This is a genomic window from Bacillus silvicola, assembly GCF_050524305.1.
GTDB lineage: Bacteria > Bacillota > Bacilli > Bacillales > Bacillaceae_G > Bacillus_A > Bacillus_A cereus_AT.
In genome coordinates, this window is the sequence record NZ_JBNGVC010000001.1 from 810,624 (window position 1) to 831,793 (window position 21,170).

Below are 21,170 nucleotides of genomic sequence, written 5' to 3' on the forward strand. Positions count from 1 at the left end.
AATATAATAAAAGGAGATTGCTATTTTATAAGATAGCAATCTCCTTTTTCATTTTCTCTTTAAACAATTTCATTCTTTTTTAACCATTTTTCAAAAATGAAGCGAGCTTCTTCATCATCGATATCATCACGAAATGAATATACTTTAATTCCATAATCATCGATATATTCACCTAGCTTCATTTCCTCCACTTTCTTATAAAAATCGTCTGCCTCATAGTGCGGAATATAAGCATCCCAAACTGGTTCTTTTATTCTTTTGTACGCCGTCACTTCTAAATCATATCCATCTTCATAATATCCGATGTGATAATGCTTGTTAGGATCATATTTCTCCATAAAAAAACCCCTCCTACTAAACAAAAGCGAGCTGTATTGCAGCTCGCTTCATTCGTTAAATGCGTTCCATCGCTGTCTTCAACGTTCCAACAACAAAAGCAATTTCTTCACTTGAAATTACAAGCGGTGGTGCTAACGTTAAGACGTTATTATATCCTGCTGTCGTCATGCCGTTTCGTCCTATAATTAACCCTTTTTCTTTACAAGCATTTACAACACTTGCAATTTTGTCGTTATCAATTGGCTCTTTCGTTTCTTTATCATTTACTAGTTTAATTCCAACTAGTAGACCTTTTCCTCTAATATTCCCAACAAGTGGATGTTCTCCAATTTCTTCTTTTAATTGCTCTAATAAAAGGGAGCCCATTTGTGCAGAGCGCTCAATTAAATTTTCATTTTCCATAATCTCTAAGTTTTTAAGCGCTAATGCACAAGCTGCTGGATTTCCACCAAACGTATTAATATGGCGGAAGAATTCATATTCTCCCTTCCCTTTAAATTCTTCATATATTTCTTTTTTCACAGCTGTTGCTGATAATGGTAAATATGCACTCGTAATCCCTTTTGCCATTGTAATAATATCTGGCTTCACATCATAATTCATAAATCCAAATGCTTTTCCTGTACGTCCGAAACCGCAAATCACTTCATCGCTAATGAGTAGTGCACCGTGTTTTTGACACGTTTCATGAACAGCTTTCATATAGTCTTGTGGCGGCATTAGAATACCTCCACCTGTAATAATTGGCTCCATAATAAATCCCGCTATCGTTTCACTTAATTCCCATGTCATCACACGATCTACTTCTTTCACACACTCTACATCATAAATATTTTGTGATTCCATTTCTGGCATACGGTAACAATCTGGAGGCGTTACGTGTAAAAAACCTGAAGCAAATGGCTCATATTGATATCTACGCTGTGCTTGGCCAGTTGCCGCCATCGTTGCCATTGTATTTCCATGATAACCACGATAGCGTGACATAAATTTATAACGATGTGGTTCACCCTTTTGAGCATAATATTGCCTTGCTATTTTAAAAGCCGTTTCATTCGCTTCTGATCCACTATTAGAGAAGAATATAACATACTCTCCACCAAGCCACTCATTTAACTTTTCAGCAAGCTTTATAGCTGGCTCATGTGATTGTGACATCGGAAAGTACGATAATGTTTGCAATTGCTTATAAGCTGCCTCTGCCAGCTCTTTTCTTCCGTATCCACTATTCACACACCAAAGACCACTCATACCATCTAAATATCTTTTTCCTTGTATATCTTCAACCCAGCACCCTTCTGCTTTTGCCCCTACCATTGTACTACTTGGACTAAAGGGACGCATTCCGTGCCAAACATATTGCTCATCTTTTGCTAATAATTCATCGGTTTGTTTTGTCTTCATCATTTCTTCCACCTTCCATAACAACTTATTTTTCACAAAGCTGCGCTGGTACCATGATGAGTTAAATTTCTCCCTGCTTATTTTCATTCCACAAAATTATGACAAATCCTACTTACAATACAGTAATATTTATAAGAAAATGACAAAAGAAAAAGAGCTTTTCTTATAATTCGAAAAGCTCCTCTATTTTAATGCGAAGATGCGTCGCTAATACCATGACCAGTATTAGATTTCACAAGAATTTCATCAAACTTCGCTGCATCTTCTTTCTTACTAGAGAAAACAGTTCCTAAATATGCTGCAAGAAATCCAAGCGGAATCGAAATAATTCCAGGTGTCGTATATGGGAATATCGCTTCCCCAACAAATATAGCTTTCCCTGCTACAGGATTCCATACATTAGGACTTAATGCTACAAGAACAATTGCTGATACAAGACCGACAATCATACCACAAATTGCTCCTGTTGTATTAAAACGCTTCCAATAAATTGTGAATAATATTACTGGTAAGTTTGCACTAGCAGCAACTGCAAATGCTAGTGATACTAAAAATGCTACGTTTAATGTTTGCGCAAATAAAGCGAGTATAATAGATACTATCGCTACTCCAATAGATGCATAACGAGCCATGGAAACTTGTTCTTTTTCCGTTGATTTTCCTTTGCGAATAATCTCGTTATAAAAATCATGAGCAAATGCGGAAGCTGCCGTTAATACAAGACCTGCTACTACAGCTAAAATTGTCGCAAAAGCAATCGCCGATACGAATGCGAATAAGAAATCTCCACCTAACGCTTTAGCTAATAAAGGTGCTGCCATATTACCGGCTGGATTTGCTTTAATAATTGCTTCATTTCCTACAAATGCAGCTGCACCAAATCCTAAGAAAATCGTCATAATATAAAATGCACCTATTAACCACGTAGCGTACACAACAGATTGACGTGCAGTTTTTGCATCACGTACTGTGAAAAAGCGGACAAGAATATGCGGTAATCCTGCCGTACCAAGAACTAGTCCTAAATTTAAAGAAAGTGTATCAAGACCATCTTTATACTTTACTCCTGGATTTAAAAATGATTCCTTCAGTGGAGTAGCTGTTTTCATTTGAGCGAACATTTCAGTCACACTGAAATTAAATTTGGAGAAAACGATAACAGAAATAATAAACGTCCCTGCCATAAGTAGTACAGCCTTTACAATTTGAACCCAACTCGTAGCTGTCATTCCTCCAAAAATAACATACACAGTCATAAGTGTGCCCACGATTAATACAGATGTCGTATATTCGATACCTAATAATAATTTAATAAGTGCACCCGCACCGACTAATTGGGCAATCATATAAAAAATCGAAATAGTCATCGTATTAAGCGCTGCAATACCGCGAACCTTTTTCGCATCAAAACGTGCCGCAATCATATCAGCGAGCGTATACTTCCCTAAATTTCTAAGCGGTTCTGCAACTAGATATAATACAACTAAGTAAGCAACTAAGAAGCCTATACTATAAAAGAAACCATCAAACCCAGTTAACGCTATTGCTCCAGCGATACCAAGAAATGACGCAGCAGACATATAATCCCCAGCAATGGCCAGACCATTTTGCCAACCAGTTAATCCCCCTCCAGCCGTATAAAACTCACTCGCATTTTTCGTTTTTTTCGATGCGAAATACGTGATAACGAGTGTACCAAGGACGATAATTAAAAATAGTGCAAACGCAGTAGTATTCAAATTCAGCCCCTCCCTTGTTGCATATTTTGTAGAATTTTTCGCGAGATTTTATCAAAGGATTCTGCCTTTTTGCTATAAATCATACATAATGCCCATGTCATTATAAATTGTGCAAAAGCAAATACCCACGCCCAAGTAACATCACCAAATACCGGTGTATTGAGCACCTTTGAATACGATGTTAAAATAGGTAGTGCAATAAAAAAACTTAAGAAGAAAATACTCATTGGAACGATAAACTTCTTTTTCGTATTTAACAGTAATTGAAATTCTTCTGACCGAACAACCTCTGTATAATTCACCTCATTTTGCAACTTACGTGCTGATGTATCATCTCGTTTCATTCTCTAGTCCCCTCTCTTACTTAAAATATAATTCCCCCTTGCATACCTAAAAACTAAATTTTATAAATATTCAGAAACTTATTTCCATTTTAGACAATCCATACATTCCTGCAAAGATTTTTCGATAGACATTTTTCGTCATTTTCTCTTAAATTTTTAATATACTTTTTCAAAATAAAGCGAAACCTCAATTATCCCTCCCTCATTAAGACAGAAGTAGTGCTTATCGCACTACTTCTGTCTTTGTCTCCTTTTCTAAATTACGAGCTGTTTCACTTAATTCAACGTCTTTTCCATCTTTAAGTGTTCCAAATATAAAATCGAATACTGGATTTGAAACTCCGAACCAAAACTTTTCGTTTTTATAATGGTGTAATATGTGCTGTTTTTTTAGCCATCTTCCAAACTTAGTGAAGGGACGAATCGGTTTATGTGCAATATAATGTTTCCATTCATAAACGAGGAGCATGATAATCATTCCTATTCCAAATGAAAGTGTAACAGTAACACTTTTTGTAATACCATACGATATAAGTAAATATATAGTAAAGCTAGGTATACTAAACCATACAGGCAAAAATAAAAGTTTCAAATCATCTGGATATACATGATGATCATAATGTAATCTTCTTAACATTTTTAATAAAAATGCGTTTTTAGGCGGCTTTAAATGGAATAAAAAACGATGCGTCATATATTCGTTAAAAGTATAAAAAGCAATCCCAAACACACACGCTAACATACCGATCCATGTGAAAAATTGCATTTTTAAAATAATGATGAAAATAAATAGAATACTATACATAATAACAATATCATGTTGTAAAAAGAACTCCTTTACCACTCTCTTCATCTTTCTTCCCCCTTTTCCCAAAAAACAGCCGTAACATATCGTTACGACCATTTCTTTTCTATTTTATTCTATTCACTTTACAAATTTGCCTGCTGCTCTATTGTCGAGAAAAAAGTGTTCGAACCAAATATATTTTGCTTCGGGATAATGTGTTCTACTGCAAACACCGTTACTTCACCCCTCTGTACTTCTCCAATAATAAGCCCAAATATTTCATGATTTACCGCAAACGTTGGTTGTTTCGTTTGCAGCAACCTTGCTGCATTTTTAAATACCGCTTCATATAATGGGTTCCTGTCAGTAATTTCTTTTCGGATTTTTGGTGCTAGTGTGATGATAATTTCTTTTCCGTCAATAGTGGTTCGATACATAAAAATCTCCCCTTCAATCTTATGTGAACAACTGTAAAGCTTTGTATGCAAAATGGATAGAATATCCTACTAAAATAATACCTGCTCCGGCTGTAATATAGCCAAGTGCTTTTGGTTTTAATAAAGTTCTTCCAAAATGTACAGAAAAAGCAATATTTAAGTTCCACAAAATAATACCAATAATAATGCAAAGACTGTACAAAAAAGCTTCTTGTTTCGTTACCTTTGTAAGCAATGAGCTAAGTGTACTTCCGTATATGCCAAACCAAAAAACGAGATTTAATGGGTTGGATATCGCAATTAAAAATCCCGCCATAAAGGATTGTTTAAGTCCACCTACCTCTTCTTTGTTATATTCCATATTCGAGTGGGAGATTCCTTGTTTTACACTTTGAAATCCTAAATAAAATAACAGGAAAAACCCAGTGCAGTACATAAAAGCTTGTACATATGTATACATAAAAACAGAAGATAAACCAAAATAAATAAGAAGCATAAACAAAATATCAGCAGTCATTCCTCCGATTCCAACAATCCACGCATGCCAAAATCCACGTTCAATTCCACGTTTTAACATTTCAATATTAATTGGACCTACCGGTGCAGCTAATGAAATACCCAATACTATTTGTTGTATAATTGCTCCAAACATCGCTCTATCCTTTCTACTTCTTTTACTATTAAATAATGATGCAAATATAGAAAATAGACTAGCTTTCATAAAAATTATTCACTAATACAATACCCTTTTTTATCCAAAATATACAAAAGAGCCATCCAGTTGATGGCTCTTATTTCTCTATCCTATGATGAAAAGGACATTTACCTTTAATCGGTTCTATATCATCTCCAATAAAATATTGCTTCCATTCACGATGGTCAGGATCGCCATAGTGACTAATGTTAGGATGCTTCGGCAGCTGATCCCACTTTTCAACTCGCTCACGAACCATTTGTCTCGAATATGAGCCTTTAGGACGATCTCCTTCTAAGCCCTCGAAAATAGTTCGTGGTTGGAATCCAATAACGAGAGAATTTCCTAAATGCCTAGTCTTTCGCTGTTTATAAGCCGGTGCATTTCCAAACGCAAATATCGGTTCACCACCAAATGAAAATTCCCATAAATAATGATCTGGATCTTCAGGAATTTGCTTCGGCCATGTTTGATCATCGTTTTCATGTAAATATTGTAGTACTTTCCAAAAATAATCTCGATAATATTCGATTGATTTCTCTTCACATTCCGGTTCTACAAAAAGAAAAAAACCTCTTCTTACAATTGGCCGTTCTTTCATTAACTCCAAAAAAGATAACATTGTATTGGGTAAATGTCCCCAATCATTATGAGAGAGAAATGAATAACGAAGTTCATTCTTTTTCAAAGCTGTTAAACCGAAATAACACGGAAAAGTTGCTTCTAGCACGACATTCGAAAAATCATGAAATTCTTTTGCAACCCAATTCGGTATGTCGACTCTATTTTTCATTCCTTCATTATCTAATAAATAAGACTCATTCATTCTTTCACCTCATTATGTACAGCTTTCATTTAAGAATATTACATACGCGGCTTGTCCTATACCTTATTAAAAATTTGAGCGGAAAGTTATTTAAAAATACAAAAAATAAAACCGCTTACTTGACTAAATTCTACCAATTCGTGTATATTTAAATTAATCATTTAGCAGAATATTCGAGAATATAGCATTTTTAAATTATATTTTCTTTTTAATGAATTTCACTAAATGAAAAAAAGTAATCGTTTTTTAGGAGGAATTGTAACATGCAAGGAAAAGTAAAATGGTTTAACAATGAAAAAGGTTTTGGATTTATCGAAATGGACGGCTCTGATGATGTATTCGTACATTTCTCTGCTATTCAAGGCGACGGCTACAAAGCTTTAGAGGAAGGTCAAGAAGTATCTTTCGACATTACTGAAGGAAACCGTGGACCTCAAGCTGCTAACGTAGTAAAACTTTAATCCAACATATGACAGGAGGTTACCTTACTTGGTAACCTCCTTTGTTATTCTTTTGTATATTTCCGTTTTACAGAGCGAAAACTATGTGAAATGTGCAAAATACAAAGGAGGCAATAACAATGAGTTCACATGTAAATGATTTTGAAGAAGTAAAATTCCGTGTAGAAACAGCACAAAAAATGGTAGGTTCTGCAACAATTTCAATGGATCCGGACACATTAGAGCATGCCACTACTGCAGTAGAAGCGGCTCGTTCTCAACTAGAAATTATGAAATCCGTTGCGACGGATTTAGACGAACCGTTTCTAATGAATGAAGAAAAAAAATTAAGTAAATGTGAGCATCAATTACACGAAGCGAAGCACTAAAAAACATCCAGAGAAAATTCTCTGGATGTTTTTTCATGACAATTGCTCTCCATACTTTTTTAATTTCTCTCCAACCGTACATTGCCGTATACAAAAAGAATGGGCATAGTATTTACTATGATTTTTCCGATTATGATTCTGTAAGAAACATCCTTCACAATACGTCTCTAATAAGTCATTTACCTCTGTAATGAGTTGCTTTTTATTCACCTTTGCACCTCTCTATTCGGTTATTTCTTTATGACTGTCAATCGCCGTCCCTTCTAATGCTTGCGTTGCTAATTGATGCGCCTCTTTATTTTGTTTTCTAGATATCGGTTCACAAACAAGCTTTAATTTCATTTTCTTTGCTTTTTGTTCAATTTGATCTAAGTAATGATTTAAATGTTCATCATAGCAAGGCCATTCACCAGCTAATTGCTGCAGTACAACTTGAGAATCCCCCCGAAGTGTAACTGGTTCATATTTAATTCCTAATTCCTCGAGTATATTCATCCCGTATAATAGTGATGCATACTCCGCTTCGTTATTGTCATATATGCCTTCTATGTATGCATTGCGACGAATTCGATAATTTGTATTTCCTTTTTTATAGTATACACATATACCAACCCCAGCTTCTTTCGTCTGTACATCATAACCACCATCAAAATAAACTTGAATTTCTTGAGGCTCTTCCTCCACTTGCTTACTCAGTTTTTTCATTTCTTTTAATGACCATTCCGCGTCCATTTCATCAAAAAATAATAGTTCTTTCGCTCTTCCTGTTTTCTCAAAATCCTCCGCAAATTGAAGTACTTCTTCTATGTTCATGTACTCTGTTGTTAATTCCGTTTGTAAACCACGCTTTGTTTTATACAACCAATGAATTTTATATTTCATACTAGATTCCCCTTATATAAGACTTCTTATATTTATTTTATTATATTTTATCAAGAGTCACAGTATTATATTCAATATAATCACATACAAAAAGAGCCACCCTATATAAGGAACGGCTCTTTCACCTATTACATAAATCTTTCAAATTGTACTCGCTTATTAATCCAGTACATTACAGGCATACCAATCGCCATTACAACAAATTCACCAACTGCACACGTTAGCCATGTTAATAAAAATGGCAGATCAAATGCAAGATGAAGTTCGATTGCTATCATAAACATTGTGACTGTAAAGATCACCGTATTAAAAATCATGCGAGCCCAAACACCTTTAATAAAGCGCATAGAAATAATAGTTGCAAGTAGTGCAAGAATCGATTGTCCTACTCCAAACACTAAATCGTAAGCGATCATAGGTGAGAAAAAGAGATTCGTTAAAAATACACCTAATACAATCCCGTAAATTGCTTTCTTATTGAATACAACGAGATGATTAAACATCTCTGAAATACGAAACTGTACATTCGTAAAGCCAAATGGCTGAATAAGCATAGAAACAGCAATATATAATGCCGCTAAAATACCATTACCGACTAATGTTCTTATATTCATGACAAAATCTCCTTAGTTTTTTTACGTGGGATGGTTTCGAACCACGTTATTCGTTTTTAAGCAACAAGAGTATATTTTACGCAATAGGCACTCTTTCGTCAATAGATTCCTATCATTTACTACCTTTTTTCTTTTGGACAACGTATAATAAAACATATGAAAGATTTAGGAGGTTTCACTTCATGACAGCAACAATTCAAAATGAAAAAGTGATCGTTTCCATTTCTGACAAAGGTGCAGAATTACAAAGCGTTCGCTTAAAAGAAGATAACACTGAATACTTATGGCAAGGCGATTCTACTTATTGGGGGCGCCGCGCACCAATTTTATTCCCAATTGTCGGCCGATTAGTAGATAATACATACTACGTAGATGGTAAACCATATTCTTTAACACAACACGGCTTTGCTCGTGATCTTACATTCTCTGTAAAAGAACAAAGTGAAACGAATATCACTTATATTGTTACTAGTAATGAAGAAACATTAAAAAAATACCCATACGAATTCGAATTACTCGTTTCTTATGAGCTAGACGGACAAATCGTTCATGTAACATATGGAGTAAATAATCCTACTTCAAAAGAGATGTTCTTCTCAATCGGAGCACACCCTGGTTTCAACTTCCCCTTATTAGAGGGCGAATCATTTACAGATTATCATTTATCATTTAATGGTTCTGAACGATTAGAAACAAGCGTATTAGAAGGACCTTACCTTTCAAGTAAAAAGCAATTAATCGCTGAAAATACGAATGAATTACCACTTACATACGATTTATTCAAAAATGATGCGCTTATTTTTGAAAATATGAATACGAATGAAATCTCTATTCGTTCTCATAAACATAATAAATTTGTAAAAGTAGAATTTGACGGCTTCCCATTTGTCGGCGTATGGACACCAGGCGAGAACGCACCTTTCTTATGTATTGAACCTTGGTACGGGATTGCTGATGAAATAAATCCAGCAAAAGATTTCAAGGAAAAAAAAGGAATTCAATCTTTACAAGCGAATGAAACATTTACATGTCGTTATAGTCTTACAATCGGCTAAGTACTCTATCCCCTACTTCAAGGAAACATATAAGTAGGGGATAATCTTATAATTTGGAGGTTTCTCATTTTGATTGAAGTATATATTGATGGTGCATCAAAAGGAAATCCTGGTCCTTCTGGTGCAGGAGTGTTTATTAAAGGGGTTCAACCAGCTGTACAATTATCATTTCCCCTTGGGACAATGTCCAATCATGAAGCAGAATACCACGCTTTACTTGCAGCATTAAAATATTGCACGGAGCATAATTATAACATTGTCTCTTTTCGTACAGATTCGCAACTTGTCGAGCGAGCTGTTGAAAAAGAATACGCAAAAAATAAAATGTTTGCACCACTATTAGAGGAAGCACTGCAGTACATAAAAAGTTTCGATCTCTTTTTTATTAAGTGGATTCCAAGTAGTCAAAATAAAGTCGCTGATGAATTAGCTAGAAAAGCTATCTTACAAAATTAACGGGGGTATGAGTGTGAAAAAAGATTGGATTGCTCCTCTTGCTTTATTATTTGTCTCTTTTATTTGGGGAGCTACGTTTGTTGTCGTTCAAAATGCTATGTCTTTCGTTGGTCCGTTTACTTTTAATGGTATTCGCTTTTTATTCGCCGGAGTTATTTTATTATTCGTTCAAATGATTTTCTCAAAAAAATCTTCAAAACAAGATATAAAACAGAGTAGTCTCGCTGGATTAATCGTTGGCTTCTTTTTATGTGTTGGCTATGTATTACAAACATTCGGCTTACTTTATACAACTTCTTCAAAAGCTGGTTTCTTAACAGGGCTTAGTATCGTTATGGTACCAATTTTGTCTTTTATCTTTTTAAAACAAAAAGCTACCATTTTTATCGTACTCGGTATTGCTGTAGCAACAGCAGGTTTATACTTATTAACGGCTGGTGATTCTTTTCAATTAAACATTGGAGATATACTCGTTCTTGGTTGTGCAGTTGCTTTCGCTGCCCATATTCTTGTTAACGGCTTCTTTTCTAAGAAAATATCACCTTTATTGTTAAGCACGTCACAAGTATTAGCTGTTGGTATGTTTTCTTCTATTTGCGCCTTTTTGTTTGAAGATTGGGAAAAATTATTTTCAGTGTCACTATGGACGAATCAGTCCTTTTTATTCGCTCTCTTTCTAACTTCCCTGTTTGCGACATCAATTGCTTTTTTCATTCAAACATCTGCACAAAAACACACTTCTCCAACGAGAGTAGCAATTATTTTCGCAATGGAGCCCGTTTTTGCTGCATTAACAGGCGTTCTAGTTGCAAACGAACAACTTTCTATTTCTGCCATTATCGGGTGTCTATGTATATTCCTAGGTATGGTTTTTGTTGAACTTCCTTCAAAGACAAAAAAAGAAGCGCGGGCTGCGTGAAGTTACGCTTGTAACTTCCGCATAAAAGCCTTAGCGCTTTTTTTATCTGTAATTTCTTCTTCTTTCAATCGTTCTAATAACGCAACAAAATAACTCCCATCAAACTGTAATTGATGTTTAATCGTCGCTTCTATTGCTGCGTTTACAATTCCATCAGATGCACCCGTATATCCCTGTCCGAACATAATAAACCCTTGTGCTTCCTCTGATAATTTAAATCCTTTCGTATGTAAGAATGAAAGATAATCTTCTACTGTTTGCATGATATTCCCACCTACTCAAAAATTCTCCACTTCTTATCATACATGTTTTTACACGCTATGAGAATGAAATTTATTTGACAACTTTGTAAATCTATCGTCTACTTCGTAGACAATAGAGGATTTCCTTACAATATAAAAGAATATGTAAAATGGAATTTATTTTATATTAAAGGGGATAGCGAATGAAACAAGCACTATTAATTATCGATGCTCAGCAAGAATTAATTGATGGAAATGAACAAGAAAATGAAGTTTTTCGTAAAACCGTGCTATTATCTACACTAAATACAGCCGTACAAAAAGCAATAGATTCAAATGCCCTTATTGTTTTCGTAAGAGATATCGATGTTGCTTCTGGTAGTGGTGTAGGATTTGAAGTACATAATCAAATTAAAGTACCTCAGTCTGCAATCCTTATTAATAAAGCAGCAACAAACTCATTCTATGGCACTTCTTTACTTGAACTTTTAAAAGAAGAAAAAATTAATCATATTGTTATAGGTGGATGTAAAACAGAACATTGCATTGACACCGCAGTTAGAACAGCTACTGTACAAGGATTTGACGTTACATTAATTAAAAATGGTCATTCCACAACTGATTCTGACGTATTGTCTGCAGAGCAAATTATTGGTCATCATAATAAAACTTTACATGGGCATTATAACGTCGATCATTTTTCTATGGTGAGGGATATCGAGGAAGACCTCTTTCAACCTACTCATGACCAATATCGTGATTAAATTACCTAAAAAAGAATCCTTACGTGAAAAGGATTCTTTTTTCATCCAAAAATTTGTGCCGCAATACTATATAGCTCATTATTCCTTTTTAATAATTCATCGCTATTTTTCATCATAATTGGTGGTGTATTAGCCTTTTTAAAACCAGTAATCTCTAATTCTTTCATGAAATCTTTCTTTCCTTCTGGTACATCAATTCTTAATTTTCCAATATGTCCTTTTGCTAAAGAATGAACAATTCCCATTGCCATTGTGTCATTTTTAGCAACGATTGGTCCTATTATTTTATTTTCTGGTGTTTGTATACTTAGACCATAACCTATAATTTTTTTCTTTCTATCTTTAATAACTACACATTGTTCACTCTGTGTAATTCTATACCTTAAAAATTCTTTACGATTTGCTCCAAATGCACCTTCATCTATTTGTACTATATCTTCAAAATCTTGCTCTTCATAGTTAATGATATACTCTTCATTTGTTTCATATTTATGAAATTCATTATACACATTACATATGTATTTAGAAACATAACTCACCGCTCTGAATCCTAGCTTTTCATATAAAGGCTTTCCTTCATCCGTAGCAATTAGCATAATTGGAGTATGAGTTGATACGCTCTTAACGCATGAATCTATTATCGTTTTTCCGAGCCCTCTTCCTTTATAATCTGGATGTACAATCACCATTCCGATAGACGCTAATGCCCCTTCATATAATATAATTGCTGCACTAGCAATTACTTCTCCCTTTCCATTCCGCATGCCATATACGATACCTGAACTTAAAATGGTGTCGATTTCTTCTAAACTATAATCCCAGCCTATCCTTTCCGATAGACTAATAAGACATGATATATTATTTTCTCCAAGCTTCTCCACTACATTCACACAATAGCTCTCCCTTCTTTGTCCCTTCTCACTACACTATAACACCCCTTCACTTTGTGAAGGGGTGTTATAAATCAATCTTCATTCAATTATTAGAACAACTATATGCTACATGTCGTTTCTCAATTCGTTCTTCTATCTCTTTCATATTCTCTTTATTACTTAATAATGATTGTTTATTTTCAGTTAATAATTGTTTAAAGGATTTTCTCACTTTTTTTCGCATGTTTATTTTCCTCCTTGGGGGATGGTTTATATAAAAGATAAGAAATTATCTGTGTGTTCTTATAATAATTGATTGTTGTGAAATCTATTTGAACTTCATATGAATATCGAGTTTATTTTCTGACAACTTTGTGAACAAAAAAAGAAAGGTAGATCAAAAATGTATTTGATCTACCTTTCCATACCTTTTAAAGCATATTAATTAATATTTCAGGTCTTCCCCAGTTCATTTCGTTGCAAACGAATCGTAGTTTTTCTTCATCCATTGTGTGCACCCCTTCTTCTAACGAGCATGAAATTGGAACTTCACAATGAATTTGCGCTAATTGTAAAGAGATATTTAAGTTCTCTAAATCACTTTCAATTTTTGTACGCTGTGCTTTCGTTAATGATGCTATATTTTCTAGTACTGCCGATACTGTACCATGTTCTTGAATAAGCTTATACGCTGTTTTTTCACCAATACCTTTTACACCTGGATAATTATCACTTGTATCTCCCATGAATGCTTTTGCATGGACAATTTGCCAAGGTTCTACACCTTTCTCTTCCATGATTTTCTCCGGTGTATAATACTCATAATTTCCAATTCCTTTACGAAGAAGCATAACTGTAACGTTCTTTTCAACAAGTTGCAGTAGATCTGTATCTCCAGTTAAAATATAAACTTCCGCTTCGTTACAATATTGTTTTGCAAGTGTACCGATACAATCATCAGCTTCATAACCTTTCATACCGATGACTGGAATAGATAATTTCGCAGTCATTTCTTGCACTAAATCAAATTGTGGAATTAATTCTTCCGGCGGTGCTGCACGATTTGCTTTATAATTCGAGAACGATTCTGTTCTAAATGTCGTACTTCCCATATCCCAGCACGTTACAATGTGTGTTGGCTCAATTGCTTGTGTTGCCGTTAATAAATGTTTCATATAACCATGAATCCCATTCGTTGGGGTACCATCTTGTCTCTTCATAAATTGTCCGTAGACACTTGTTGCGTAAAAAGCACGAAATAATAGTGCCATACCATCAACTAATAATACTTTTTTCATAATACCTCTCCTACTAACAAAAAATAATAACCTCACGTTATCACGTAAGGTTATATATAGATTACCATTCTACGTTTTTGTTCAACTTTGTCTATTATACATTGTTTTTTTATATTTAGCATCATTAACAAATTAAGACGTTCTACCACAACAAGTATGAAGTATTCCTGAATACGTATTTTTACCTGTCGAAACAACTACAGCTTTTGCAGTTCCCCCAACAATATACGTACCTTTGAAACATACATTTTCAAGTTCAAGTGGATTATAGTCTTTCATCCGTTTTAATGGAATAAATCGTTTACGTTCTAGATGATAGCAGCTTTCAAATTTCTCAATACTAGCATCGTTTCCTGTCAGCATAGATTCATTCACTAATAAATCATTTGCATAAATAATACGTACATCTGCTGGTACTGTATCGCCCTCTGAAAGAAAAATCATATCCCCAGGTACAAGCTCTTGTACTGGTAGCTTCATCATTTTCAATTCATTGTTTAGCCCTGTTAGGCTAGATGCTTCTACTCTAGAAACAGTAACTGTTTCACATTGTAATTCATCACGTGCATTTTGTTTTGAAAGACCTGGAATCATTTCACTTAGCTTTATCATCACTTCCGCAATACGCGCTCTTTTTGAAATTAATTCATTTCGGCCGTATACTTGAATTCGTTTTTGTGCTTCTTTCACAGATAGTCCGTCTCTTGTTGTTTTAAAATACGCAAATACAGATTTTACATCTCTCGTTGCAATTTCAATTAATAAATCTTTATTTTTTTGGAGCATTATTTGTTCTTTTATTGATTTTTTACTTAGTTTATATGACGTGTTACCCACAGTTTTGTTTGCATATAACATATTATCGTCTCCTCCTTTATACCATAGGAAGAAACGCTTTGTTTCTCAATTTATCCACTTTAGCGTGAAAGTGTCTAGCGCTGGAATACTCAAATAAACGCTACATTATGATAAATATAAAGGGAGGAACAAGTCGTTTCCTGCCTACATCATATATTTTTGATTTGAAGCATATGGGTAACGGAACCGAGTCAGAATTTGACATGCTCCTCACCTCCTCATTTATTTTTTAGTTATAATCTATACTATGAAATTAGTCATAGCTTTGTAACAAAAAAGACCTTTACTCATAAGAGAGCAAAGGTCATTGCATACACAAATAAACGATTCCTAATATAATTAGAAATCTACGGACCTCTCCCTCACCGAGTTTTAGCACTGTATAGCATAGGTTCATTACCAGCTACGTTAAGAAAAACCTTAATTCGATCATTCCTGTTGACCCATTGGCGTCTCTCGACATTTTTGGGCAGTAGCATTTCTCTATACAGGAGCCTCACCTAACAGAGACTTATTTTCATTACATAGAAAATGTTACTCTTATTTAAAATAGATGTCAACACTTTGTATGGAAACTTTTCCTTATTACAACAACTACCTCTTGTAGAGTACACTAATACGCATTCGACTACATAAAGTGAAACTTTAATCAGTGGGAGTTTTGTTCATCCCCCACTGATTATTAGCCCTCTCCAATCGAGCTTTTACGGGCAGTTAATCTCCCAACTAACTTCTTTGCTCCAGCTGAATTTTGAAGTAGAAGTTTTACTGCCCACAAATAGCGGGATAAATTATTTGAACATATATTGCAAAAAATTAGCACATAAAAAATAAAATCCTTACGTTAAAACGTAAGGGTTTTAATATGTTACACAACCAGCAATTACAACTCCGATTGAAAGTGATAAAAACATAAGGAATAGACCGACTGCTTGATTATCTTCTTCGAGGCTTTCATTAATGTTAAAACGTGGTGTAAGCCATTCTGCTAAATAAAATACAACAATCTGTGCTAATATCCCAACTGCTCCCCACGAAACCATATCCAAAAGTGAAATAGAATTAGCAGCTGTTGAATATAAAACGATAGCTAGCCCAAGTACTCTTCCTCCAAGTACATAGCTTACCGCTTTGTTTCCTTGAGCCATTAACTTGAACTCTTTCACTTTCGTTGTTACTTCCATAAGAAAAAGGCCGATAGATAACAGTGCAAGTGATACTCCTAAATATAGTAAAAAATTAATCATTTATTTTCCCCCTTCTTAATACCTACCGGTAAATAATAAGATTCATTCCCTGTAATTTTTCCTCCAGCACGTATACCGATACCGCTCGCTTTTCCAGCAATTAAAAACGCCCCAAATACATATGAGAGCTCTTCAATCCCTTTTTCAGTTTCCAGAACAACTACTGGAAGCTCTGTATATTCTTGAAATATCGGTAGTGACGTTTTATATGTTTCATGCACATTTCGAATTATAATACTTGCGTCTTTATCACGAATCGTAATCGTATCCCCTTCCCTACCAAACGAAGGTTTTTGAACGAAAGAATTCTTTTCCAAAAATAAATCCGGCTCTAAATATGTAGGTAACATGTATTCTTTAATCCACTGTTGTTCCTCACTTGTGTAAAAAGCACCTTCTTCTGCTAGTCCCCAAATAAGACATTGAATTGATTTAGGTTGAAGTAAAAAAGCTGATATAGGATTTATAATAAAAAGCTTTCCTTCTTTCACAAGTTGCAAAAGTTCCACTCCTACCAAATCCCCTGTTTCCGGATCTTGATCTTCAATCAAATCTTCAATCGGATATGTTTGACGATACAAAACATCGATTCGTACACCATCTCCATCTACTAAAGCATCATCAGTAATTCTAAGCTCCGACATTGGCATCACTTTATTTTCAACTCGACATAACTGACTCAAATACATAGTCGTATTCCAATCTTCTATATGTTCATGATGAGAGGTAAAAACGACATTTGGAGTCTCTATCCCTTTTGTTGCTTCCATTACAGCCTTTGTAATACCAGAAGACAGTAAACGCTCGTCATTTACATTTGGGTTATCATAGCCTAGTTCTTCACAAACTTTCCCATTCATTTGAAAGCATTCTACAATAAAAGTTGGTGTATCACTATTAAACTCAAGCATTTTAATACAATTATCATCTGTTAAGGCAAAATCAAATCGTGAAATAACAGATTCAGGATACAGTCCTTTCAACCTAATAAAAGGCAAGCTTGTAGGTGGAAAACCAAATTCTAGCAGCTGCTCGTCAGATAAACTCCGAAGAATTCTAGCAGTCTTAAAAAATATTTCCCCCATTCGTTCAGTCGCTACTTGCAACTGTTTCATAGTTTGCTCTGTTATTGGAAAAACATGAAACAAACTATACTCACTTTCATATAAATCCGACCAGAAATTTGGATAATTCGAATAAAATTCTTTTCGTCTCTTTATGTATTGCGACATATTTTAGCCTCCAAATCCACCCTTTGAACCGCTTCCAATTCCACCTTTAAATTCTGACGAAGATTGATAAGATTTAAACTCTGATGAATTTTTGAAAGTGGATTTATTTTGATAGTATTTACCACCATAAAAGTAATGTCCTCTATAACCAGAACTACTATCTTCACACTGCCATACACCCAGTTCATCATCCCAATCCCAATCAGAACAACTATTATCATTCGGCTTTGGGGGAATATCTTGCGCGCAGCCAAATAAAGTGCCTGTCATTAGAGACGTTAAGACACCGCCTACTAACCATTTTGTTTTTGTCACCTTTGCACTCCCCTTTATAAATTATATTTCTATTATATAAGAAGCCATGATAAAGTAGAAGAAAAAGGAAGAAGAGGGATAAAATGCGATTAGAATATCGACTCCATGATGAAACTAAGCTATATCCTGCTTTATGGAACTACACAAACATTTCTATCTCTGAAATCGTCGCACGAATGACTTGTGAATATTTTATAAAAGATAGCAATACGTATATTGTTACTGCCACTTCAGTAGATCCAGACGGAGCAGCAGTTATATATGTTCAAAAAGAAGCGTTTTCCAATGACCCTTCAGATCCTACATACTCCCACATAGGTTTTGAAATTAGAGAGCTAAAGGAAACGAATTCTATTATAATAGAAAGTAAAGATGTGTGGAATTACGAGGAAATCTTACCGTCCCTCCATTCAGATATTATATATATTCAACGGGATGGAATGCATTTAGAATTCACCCTAGATTCAAGAGAAATTGATGAAGACCGCAAGTGCTATATTTATTATGGGAATTTCACCGGTGAATCGAGATAATATGAACATATTTATTCAACAAAAAAACCTTACGTATAAAACGTAAGGTTTTTATATAGCCCCACATATGCCGTTATCTATAGATGTCCATAAACCTGCTCTCACAGGTGGATGTTCTCACAAATGTTCGTAGCTTCCTTCTTAAAAAGATGGCCTGCTATCTACATTTAAATATTGAACTTCCGTATTATACTTATTGGTTTAAGACATACACAAGCTACGTACACCGTAGGAATTTTATATAATGTTAGTTGAAATAAGACCCCCGCACGTGCCGCTCCTCGTAAATGTCCAAAAACCCGCTACTCGCAGGTGGATGCCCTCACAGTTACCGTACATCTTCCTCCACAAGGAAGGCTTGATGATGGTCGCTAAATATTGAGCTTCCGTATAACTAACATCGGTTTTAGACATAAATAAGTTACGTACACCGCAGGATGTATTATTCACTTGTCGTTATATTATCACATTGTTTCCAATGTGTAAAATATATTATTTTTGAAGCAATCTCTTGCTTGTGACCTTATTTTAATACAAATTATTTTTGCATGCAAGTGATTAATCTTCTTCTTTTTCAATTTGATTTTCTGGATAAGAAATCCAATCACTCCAGCTACCTGCATACAATTTAACATTTTGAAAACCAGCTAATTTTAATGCAACTATATTTGGACACGCTGTAACGCCAGAACCACAATATACAATTGTTTCCTTCTCTTTATCGAGATTTTGGAAACGTCCTTGCTGTTCCTCGTTGTTTTTAAAACGTCCTGATTCTAAAATTCCATCTTTCCAAAAATAGTTTACTGCTGTTGGAATATGCCCTGCCTTCGAATCAACGAGTTCTTCAGCACCAATATAACGTTTTGGCTCTCTAGAATCAATTAGCGTAATATCTGTACCTGCATGAATATTCTCTTTGACCGTGTCCATCGTTACAAGCATATGATCTTGTATATTTGCTTTAAATGTTTTTCGTGCAACAACAGGAATTTCTGCCGTTGTACGTAATCCATTCTCTTTCCAAGCCGGAAGTCCAGCATCTAATATATATACTTTTTCATGTCCTACATAGTTTAATAACCACCATAAACGAGAGGCGTTTGCACCAGCTTGACTGTCATACGCAATTACTGTCGTATGTTCATCAATACCAGCTTGCGAAAGCTTGTCTACAAACTCCTCAATATTTGGCAACGGATGGCGGCCACCATGTTCTGTTACAGGACTTGATAGATCTAAATTTAAATCAAAATATAACGCATGAAGAATATGTTCTTCCTCATACTTTTCTCTACCCCAATTAGGATTCGCTAAATCAAAACGACAATCGATTATACGGACGTTCTCATCTTCTATATGCTCACGTAACCATTCGACTGTAACTATCATCTTTAACGACCTTCTTTCTCTTGCAAACGACTTACATACTCCATAACCATTTCTTCTGTAACATATTTACGCTGTAGTGTAACACCATTTTTTGCAAGATCATTAATTTGCTTTGTTACAACATTAATGACATCAACCGAAAATTCTTTCCCATTTGACGCAAGAGATACGGCTGCTTCAATAGCTGCTTCACGCTGCGCATCTAATTGTAAACATGCTTTTACACTTTCATTTTGTTTACGAGAATGTGCTGTAATTGCTTTATGTACTTCCATCTTCTCTTCCCCCTAAATAAGTTATACGTTCTGATTCAATTCCATTGCAAGCCGAATCATATCACGGCATACAATTCCATTTTCAATAATCTCTTCTTCATAATGCTTCGAAAAGTAATCAAAATCAATAGAAAAAATACGAAATCCACATTTTTGATATAACGCAAGTTGTGAAACGCTAGAATTACCTGTCCCAATTTCAATCTTGTACATGCCATATCCTTTAGCTGTTTCTATCGCATGCAGCAACATGTTCTTACCAATACCTCTCCCTTGCATATGTTCTACAACCGCAATATTCATAATTTCCATCGTCTTTGGTCTTGTTTCCAACAACACATATACACCAACCACTTTCCCCTCTACTTTAGCTACATATACCATTCCTCTCTGTATATATGTAGCGATTTGCCGCTCGCTTGGATCAGCAAGCAAAAGTAAAGACTTTGGCACATTATCTTTAGAAACACGATCTAATACAACATCCATAAAAATTCCCCCTTCTCCATTGTTCTAAACCCTCCTTGTCTACCATAAGTAATAGAAAGGAGGGATTCACCATGGACAACAATGAGAAAAAATGCAACGTCATCTCCATTGATGGAAAGAAAAAGAAGAACGACACATATTCCTATCCAAAATTAGTAGTCGAAAACAAAACATATGAGTTTTCTTCATTCGTCTTATGCGGTGAAACACCAGACGGCAGACGCTTAGTTCTTACTCATATGATTTCTACTGATGAATTCGCAGGGTTCGTAAAATCTTTAGATACTGTATTACAAAAGAAAATTGAACGAATCTTTTTTTCATAGCG

General features: G+C 34.8%; 30 protein-coding genes, 2 other RNA genes and 2 riboswitches. Of the genes, 8 read left to right on the forward strand and 24 right to left on the reverse strand.

Annotation, left to right across the window (positions count from 1 at the left end):
* Window positions 1-59: 59 nt before the first annotated feature.
* The 8 genes from ACP6L7_RS04210 to ACP6L7_RS04245 all read right to left on the reverse strand — a co-directional run bounded on the left by ACP6L7_RS04210 (window position 60) and on the right by ACP6L7_RS04245 (window position 6,570).
* Complete coding sequence (locus tag ACP6L7_RS04210; RefSeq protein WP_097831669.1) at window positions 60-338, reverse strand: DUF3986 family protein; 279 nt, start codon at window positions 336-338, stop codon at window positions 60-62.
* Window positions 339-393: 55 nt separating this feature from the next.
* Window positions 394-1,743 (reverse strand): aspartate aminotransferase family protein, encoded by a 1,350-nt coding sequence (locus ACP6L7_RS04215; RefSeq protein WP_430528895.1) that lies wholly within the window; start codon window positions 1,741-1,743, stop codon window positions 394-396.
* Window positions 1,744-1,931: 188 nt separating this feature from the next.
* Window positions 1,932-3,482 carry a solute symporter family protein gene (locus tag ACP6L7_RS04220; RefSeq protein ID WP_097831671.1) on the reverse strand — a complete coding sequence of 517 codons (1,551 nt, stop codon included), beginning with the start codon at window positions 3,480-3,482 and terminating at the stop codon, window positions 1,932-1,934.
* Window positions 3,483-3,484: 2 nt separating this feature from the next.
* Window positions 3,485-3,826: a DUF485 domain-containing protein gene (locus tag ACP6L7_RS04225; RefSeq protein ID WP_097831672.1), complete on the reverse strand. Its 342-nt coding sequence runs from the start codon at window positions 3,824-3,826 to the stop codon at window positions 3,485-3,487.
* A gap of 223 nt (window positions 3,827-4,049) precedes the next feature.
* On the reverse strand, window positions 4,050-4,679 hold the full coding sequence (locus ACP6L7_RS04230) for a sterol desaturase family protein (RefSeq protein WP_070141582.1): 630 nt from the start codon (window positions 4,677-4,679) through the stop codon (window positions 4,050-4,052).
* Between the two features lie 77 nt (window positions 4,680-4,756).
* A complete protein-coding gene (locus ACP6L7_RS04235; protein WP_097831673.1) occupies window positions 4,757-5,050 on the reverse strand; it encodes a cytoplasmic protein in 294 nt (97 codons plus the stop codon).
* A gap of 19 nt (window positions 5,051-5,069) precedes the next feature.
* Window positions 5,070-5,702, reverse strand: coding sequence for a LysE family transporter (locus ACP6L7_RS04240; protein ID WP_000466555.1), 633 nt, complete (start codon window positions 5,700-5,702; stop codon window positions 5,070-5,072).
* A gap of 139 nt (window positions 5,703-5,841) precedes the next feature.
* A complete protein-coding gene (locus tag ACP6L7_RS04245) occupies window positions 5,842-6,570 on the reverse strand; it encodes a YqcI/YcgG family protein (RefSeq protein ID WP_097831674.1) in 729 nt (242 codons plus the stop codon).
* A gap of 263 nt (window positions 6,571-6,833) precedes the next feature.
* On the opposite strand from ACP6L7_RS04245, the gene cspB reads away from it, so the two are divergent.
* Both cspB and ACP6L7_RS04255 read left to right on the forward strand, forming a co-directional pair.
* Window positions 6,834-7,031, forward strand: a complete 198-nt coding sequence (cspB, locus tag ACP6L7_RS04250) for a cold shock-like protein CspB (RefSeq protein WP_001161729.1) — start codon at window positions 6,834-6,836, stop codon at window positions 7,029-7,031.
* A 119-nt stretch (window positions 7,032-7,150) separates the two neighbouring features.
* Window positions 7,151-7,399 carry a DUF2564 family protein gene (locus ACP6L7_RS04255; RefSeq protein WP_048373299.1) on the forward strand — a complete coding sequence of 83 codons (249 nt, stop codon included), beginning with the start codon at window positions 7,151-7,153 and terminating at the stop codon, window positions 7,397-7,399.
* A 33-nt stretch (window positions 7,400-7,432) separates the two neighbouring features.
* On the opposite strand, the gene ACP6L7_RS04260 is transcribed toward ACP6L7_RS04255, so the two are convergent.
* From ACP6L7_RS04260 to ACP6L7_RS04270, 3 genes are all read right to left on the reverse strand, one after another.
* Window positions 7,433-7,609, reverse strand: a complete 177-nt coding sequence (locus ACP6L7_RS04260; protein ID WP_033711748.1) for a zinc-finger domain-containing protein — start codon at window positions 7,607-7,609, stop codon at window positions 7,433-7,435.
* 12 nt (window positions 7,610-7,621) lie between these two features.
* A complete protein-coding gene (locus ACP6L7_RS04265) occupies window positions 7,622-8,281 on the reverse strand; it encodes a ribonuclease H family protein (protein ID WP_097831675.1) in 660 nt (219 codons plus the stop codon).
* Window positions 8,282-8,409: 128 nt separating this feature from the next.
* On the reverse strand, window positions 8,410-8,895 hold the full coding sequence (locus tag ACP6L7_RS04270; protein ID WP_002171225.1) for a QueT transporter family protein: 486 nt from the start codon (window positions 8,893-8,895) through the stop codon (window positions 8,410-8,412).
* 6 nt (window positions 8,896-8,901) lie between these two features.
* Window positions 8,902-8,946, reverse strand: a riboswitch (PreQ1 riboswitch).
* A gap of 131 nt (window positions 8,947-9,077) precedes the next feature.
* Here ACP6L7_RS04270 and ACP6L7_RS04275 point away from each other — a divergent pair.
* The 3 genes from ACP6L7_RS04275 to ACP6L7_RS04285 all read left to right on the forward strand — a co-directional run bounded on the left by ACP6L7_RS04275 (window position 9,078) and on the right by ACP6L7_RS04285 (window position 11,325).
* The gene (locus ACP6L7_RS04275) at window positions 9,078-9,950 is read left to right on the forward strand and encodes an aldose 1-epimerase family protein (protein ID WP_097831676.1); all 873 of its coding nucleotides are present in this window, start codon (window positions 9,078-9,080) and stop codon (window positions 9,948-9,950) included.
* A gap of 69 nt (window positions 9,951-10,019) precedes the next feature.
* Window positions 10,020-10,406 (forward strand): reverse transcriptase-like protein, encoded by a 387-nt coding sequence (locus ACP6L7_RS04280; protein WP_000573869.1) that lies wholly within the window; start codon window positions 10,020-10,022, stop codon window positions 10,404-10,406.
* 13 nt (window positions 10,407-10,419) lie between these two features.
* Entirely contained in the window at window positions 10,420-11,325 is a 906-nt protein-coding gene (locus ACP6L7_RS04285; protein WP_141533345.1) for a DMT family transporter, read from the forward strand.
* A gap of 2 nt (window positions 11,326-11,327) precedes the next feature.
* Here the strand turns inward: ACP6L7_RS04285 and ACP6L7_RS04290 are convergent, their stop codons facing one another.
* Window positions 11,328-11,588 (reverse strand): DUF6123 family protein, encoded by a 261-nt coding sequence (locus tag ACP6L7_RS04290; protein WP_001195212.1) that lies wholly within the window; start codon window positions 11,586-11,588, stop codon window positions 11,328-11,330.
* A gap of 182 nt (window positions 11,589-11,770) precedes the next feature.
* On the opposite strand from ACP6L7_RS04290, the gene ACP6L7_RS04295 reads away from it, so the two are divergent.
* Window positions 11,771-12,331, forward strand: a complete 561-nt coding sequence (locus ACP6L7_RS04295) for an isochorismatase family protein (RefSeq protein ID WP_097831678.1) — start codon at window positions 11,771-11,773, stop codon at window positions 12,329-12,331.
* 41 nt (window positions 12,332-12,372) lie between these two features.
* Here the strand turns inward: ACP6L7_RS04295 and ACP6L7_RS04300 are convergent, their stop codons facing one another.
* The 7 genes from ACP6L7_RS04300 to ACP6L7_RS04330 form a co-directional block, all read right to left on the reverse strand.
* Window positions 12,373-13,221 carry a GNAT family N-acetyltransferase gene (locus tag ACP6L7_RS04300; protein ID WP_097831679.1) on the reverse strand — a complete coding sequence of 283 codons (849 nt, stop codon included), beginning with the start codon at window positions 13,219-13,221 and terminating at the stop codon, window positions 12,373-12,375.
* Between the two features lie 85 nt (window positions 13,222-13,306).
* Window positions 13,307-13,447: an FbpB family small basic protein gene (locus ACP6L7_RS04305; protein WP_097831680.1), complete on the reverse strand. Its 141-nt coding sequence runs from the start codon at window positions 13,445-13,447 to the stop codon at window positions 13,307-13,309.
* Window positions 13,448-13,634: 187 nt separating this feature from the next.
* Entirely contained in the window at window positions 13,635-14,501 is an 867-nt protein-coding gene (locus tag ACP6L7_RS04310; protein ID WP_097831681.1) for a 5'-3' exonuclease, read from the reverse strand.
* Between the two features lie 132 nt (window positions 14,502-14,633).
* A complete protein-coding gene (locus tag ACP6L7_RS04315) occupies window positions 14,634-15,359 on the reverse strand; it encodes a P-type ATPase actuator domain-containing protein (protein ID WP_071770119.1) in 726 nt (241 codons plus the stop codon).
* 349 nt (window positions 15,360-15,708) lie between these two features.
* Window positions 15,709-15,874, reverse strand: a riboswitch (M-box (ykoK) riboswitch).
* A 345-nt stretch (window positions 15,875-16,219) separates the two neighbouring features.
* The gene (locus tag ACP6L7_RS04320) at window positions 16,220-16,606 is read right to left on the reverse strand and encodes a DUF350 domain-containing protein (RefSeq protein WP_097831682.1); all 387 of its coding nucleotides are present in this window, start codon (window positions 16,604-16,606) and stop codon (window positions 16,220-16,222) included.
* Entirely contained in the window at window positions 16,603-17,838 is a 1,236-nt protein-coding gene (locus ACP6L7_RS04325; RefSeq protein WP_097831683.1) for a glutathionylspermidine synthase family protein, read from the reverse strand. Before ACP6L7_RS04325 ends, ACP6L7_RS04320 begins: the two co-directional genes overlap by 4 nt.
* Window positions 17,839-17,841: 3 nt before the next feature.
* Entirely contained in the window at window positions 17,842-18,153 is a 312-nt protein-coding gene (locus ACP6L7_RS04330) for a hypothetical protein (RefSeq protein WP_097831684.1), read from the reverse strand.
* A gap of 83 nt (window positions 18,154-18,236) precedes the next feature.
* Between ACP6L7_RS04330 and ACP6L7_RS04335 the strand changes: the two genes are divergently transcribed.
* Window positions 18,237-18,686 carry a hypothetical protein gene (locus ACP6L7_RS04335; protein ID WP_097831685.1) on the forward strand — a complete coding sequence of 150 codons (450 nt, stop codon included), beginning with the start codon at window positions 18,237-18,239 and terminating at the stop codon, window positions 18,684-18,686.
* A gap of 54 nt (window positions 18,687-18,740) precedes the next feature.
* Here ACP6L7_RS04335 and ssrS (ACP6L7_RS04340) read toward each other — a convergent pair.
* The 5 genes from ssrS (ACP6L7_RS04340) to ACP6L7_RS04360 all read right to left on the reverse strand — a co-directional run bounded on the left by ssrS (ACP6L7_RS04340) (window position 18,741) and on the right by ACP6L7_RS04360 (window position 20,842).
* A non-coding RNA gene (gene ssrS / locus ACP6L7_RS04340) (6S RNA) lies at window positions 18,741-18,924 on the reverse strand.
* A 21-nt stretch (window positions 18,925-18,945) separates the two neighbouring features.
* A non-coding RNA gene (gene ssrS, locus ACP6L7_RS04345) (6S RNA) lies at window positions 18,946-19,128 on the reverse strand.
* 116 nt (window positions 19,129-19,244) lie between these two features.
* Entirely contained in the window at window positions 19,245-20,078 is an 834-nt protein-coding gene (locus ACP6L7_RS04350; protein WP_097831686.1) for a sulfurtransferase, read from the reverse strand.
* Window positions 20,079-20,080: 2 nt separating this feature from the next.
* Window positions 20,081-20,353 (reverse strand): YpbS family protein, encoded by a 273-nt coding sequence (locus ACP6L7_RS04355; protein ID WP_000451820.1) that lies wholly within the window; start codon window positions 20,351-20,353, stop codon window positions 20,081-20,083.
* A 21-nt stretch (window positions 20,354-20,374) separates the two neighbouring features.
* A complete protein-coding gene (locus tag ACP6L7_RS04360; protein ID WP_097831687.1) occupies window positions 20,375-20,842 on the reverse strand; it encodes a GNAT family N-acetyltransferase in 468 nt (155 codons plus the stop codon).
* A 71-nt stretch (window positions 20,843-20,913) separates the two neighbouring features.
* On the opposite strand from ACP6L7_RS04360, the gene ACP6L7_RS04365 reads away from it, so the two are divergent.
* Window positions 20,914-21,168, forward strand: a complete 255-nt coding sequence (locus ACP6L7_RS04365; RefSeq protein WP_097831688.1) for a DUF3931 domain-containing protein — start codon at window positions 20,914-20,916, stop codon at window positions 21,166-21,168.
* Window positions 21,169-21,170: the final 2 nt, after the last annotated feature.

Excerpts from the sequence above, each read along its gene's own strand:
- ACP6L7_RS04355 (WP_000451820.1), bottom strand. The coding sequence starts at position 20,353 with ATGGAAGTACATAAAGCAATTACAGCACATTCTCGTAAACAAAATGAA.
- cspB (WP_001161729.1), top strand. The coding sequence starts at position 6,834 with ATGCAAGGAAAAGTAAAATGGTTTAACAATGAAAAAGGTTTTGGATTT.
- ACP6L7_RS04350 (WP_097831686.1), bottom strand. The coding sequence starts at position 20,078 with ATGATAGTTACAGTCGAATGGTTACGTGAGCATATAGAAGATGAGAAC.
- ACP6L7_RS04270 (WP_002171225.1), bottom strand. The coding sequence starts at position 8,895 with ATGAATATAAGAACATTAGTCGGTAATGGTATTTTAGCGGCATTATAT.
- ACP6L7_RS04360 (WP_097831687.1), bottom strand. The coding sequence starts at position 20,842 with ATGGATGTTGTATTAGATCGTGTTTCTAAAGATAATGTGCCAAAGTCT.
- ACP6L7_RS04235 (WP_097831673.1), bottom strand. The coding sequence starts at position 5,050 with ATGTATCGAACCACTATTGACGGAAAAGAAATTATCATCACACTAGCA.
- ACP6L7_RS04255 (WP_048373299.1), top strand. The coding sequence starts at position 7,151 with ATGAGTTCACATGTAAATGATTTTGAAGAAGTAAAATTCCGTGTAGAA.
- ACP6L7_RS04335 (WP_097831685.1), top strand. The coding sequence starts at position 18,237 with ATGCGATTAGAATATCGACTCCATGATGAAACTAAGCTATATCCTGCT.
- ACP6L7_RS04365 (WP_097831688.1), top strand. The coding sequence starts at position 20,914 with ATGGACAACAATGAGAAAAAATGCAACGTCATCTCCATTGATGGAAAG.
- ACP6L7_RS04240 (WP_000466555.1), bottom strand. The coding sequence starts at position 5,702 with ATGTTTGGAGCAATTATACAACAAATAGTATTGGGTATTTCATTAGCT.
- ACP6L7_RS04210 (WP_097831669.1), bottom strand. The coding sequence starts at position 338 with ATGGAGAAATATGATCCTAACAAGCATTATCACATCGGATATTATGAA.
- ACP6L7_RS04310 (WP_097831681.1), bottom strand. The coding sequence starts at position 14,501 with ATGAAAAAAGTATTATTAGTTGATGGTATGGCACTATTATTTCGTGCT.
- ACP6L7_RS04315 (WP_071770119.1), bottom strand. The coding sequence starts at position 15,359 with ATGTTATATGCAAACAAAACTGTGGGTAACACGTCATATAAACTAAGT.
- ACP6L7_RS04320 (WP_097831682.1), bottom strand. The coding sequence starts at position 16,606 with ATGATTAATTTTTTACTATATTTAGGAGTATCACTTGCACTGTTATCT.
- ACP6L7_RS04325 (WP_097831683.1), bottom strand. The coding sequence starts at position 17,838 with ATGTCGCAATACATAAAGAGACGAAAAGAATTTTATTCGAATTATCCA.
- ACP6L7_RS04290 (WP_001195212.1), bottom strand. The coding sequence starts at position 11,588 with ATGCAAACAGTAGAAGATTATCTTTCATTCTTACATACGAAAGGATTT.
- ACP6L7_RS04295 (WP_097831678.1), top strand. The coding sequence starts at position 11,771 with ATGAAACAAGCACTATTAATTATCGATGCTCAGCAAGAATTAATTGAT.
- ACP6L7_RS04230 (WP_070141582.1), bottom strand. The coding sequence starts at position 4,679 with ATGAAGAGAGTGGTAAAGGAGTTCTTTTTACAACATGATATTGTTATT.
- ACP6L7_RS04275 (WP_097831676.1), top strand. The coding sequence starts at position 9,078 with ATGACAGCAACAATTCAAAATGAAAAAGTGATCGTTTCCATTTCTGAC.
- ACP6L7_RS04245 (WP_097831674.1), bottom strand. The coding sequence starts at position 6,570 with ATGAATGAGTCTTATTTATTAGATAATGAAGGAATGAAAAATAGAGTC.
- ACP6L7_RS04305 (WP_097831680.1), bottom strand. The coding sequence starts at position 13,447 with ATGCGAAAAAAAGTGAGAAAATCCTTTAAACAATTATTAACTGAAAAT.
- ACP6L7_RS04265 (WP_097831675.1), bottom strand. The coding sequence starts at position 8,281 with ATGAAATATAAAATTCATTGGTTGTATAAAACAAAGCGTGGTTTACAA.
- ACP6L7_RS04225 (WP_097831672.1), bottom strand. The coding sequence starts at position 3,826 with ATGAAACGAGATGATACATCAGCACGTAAGTTGCAAAATGAGGTGAAT.
- ACP6L7_RS04215 (WP_430528895.1), bottom strand. The coding sequence starts at position 1,743 with ATGAAGACAAAACAAACCGATGAATTATTAGCAAAAGATGAGCAATAT.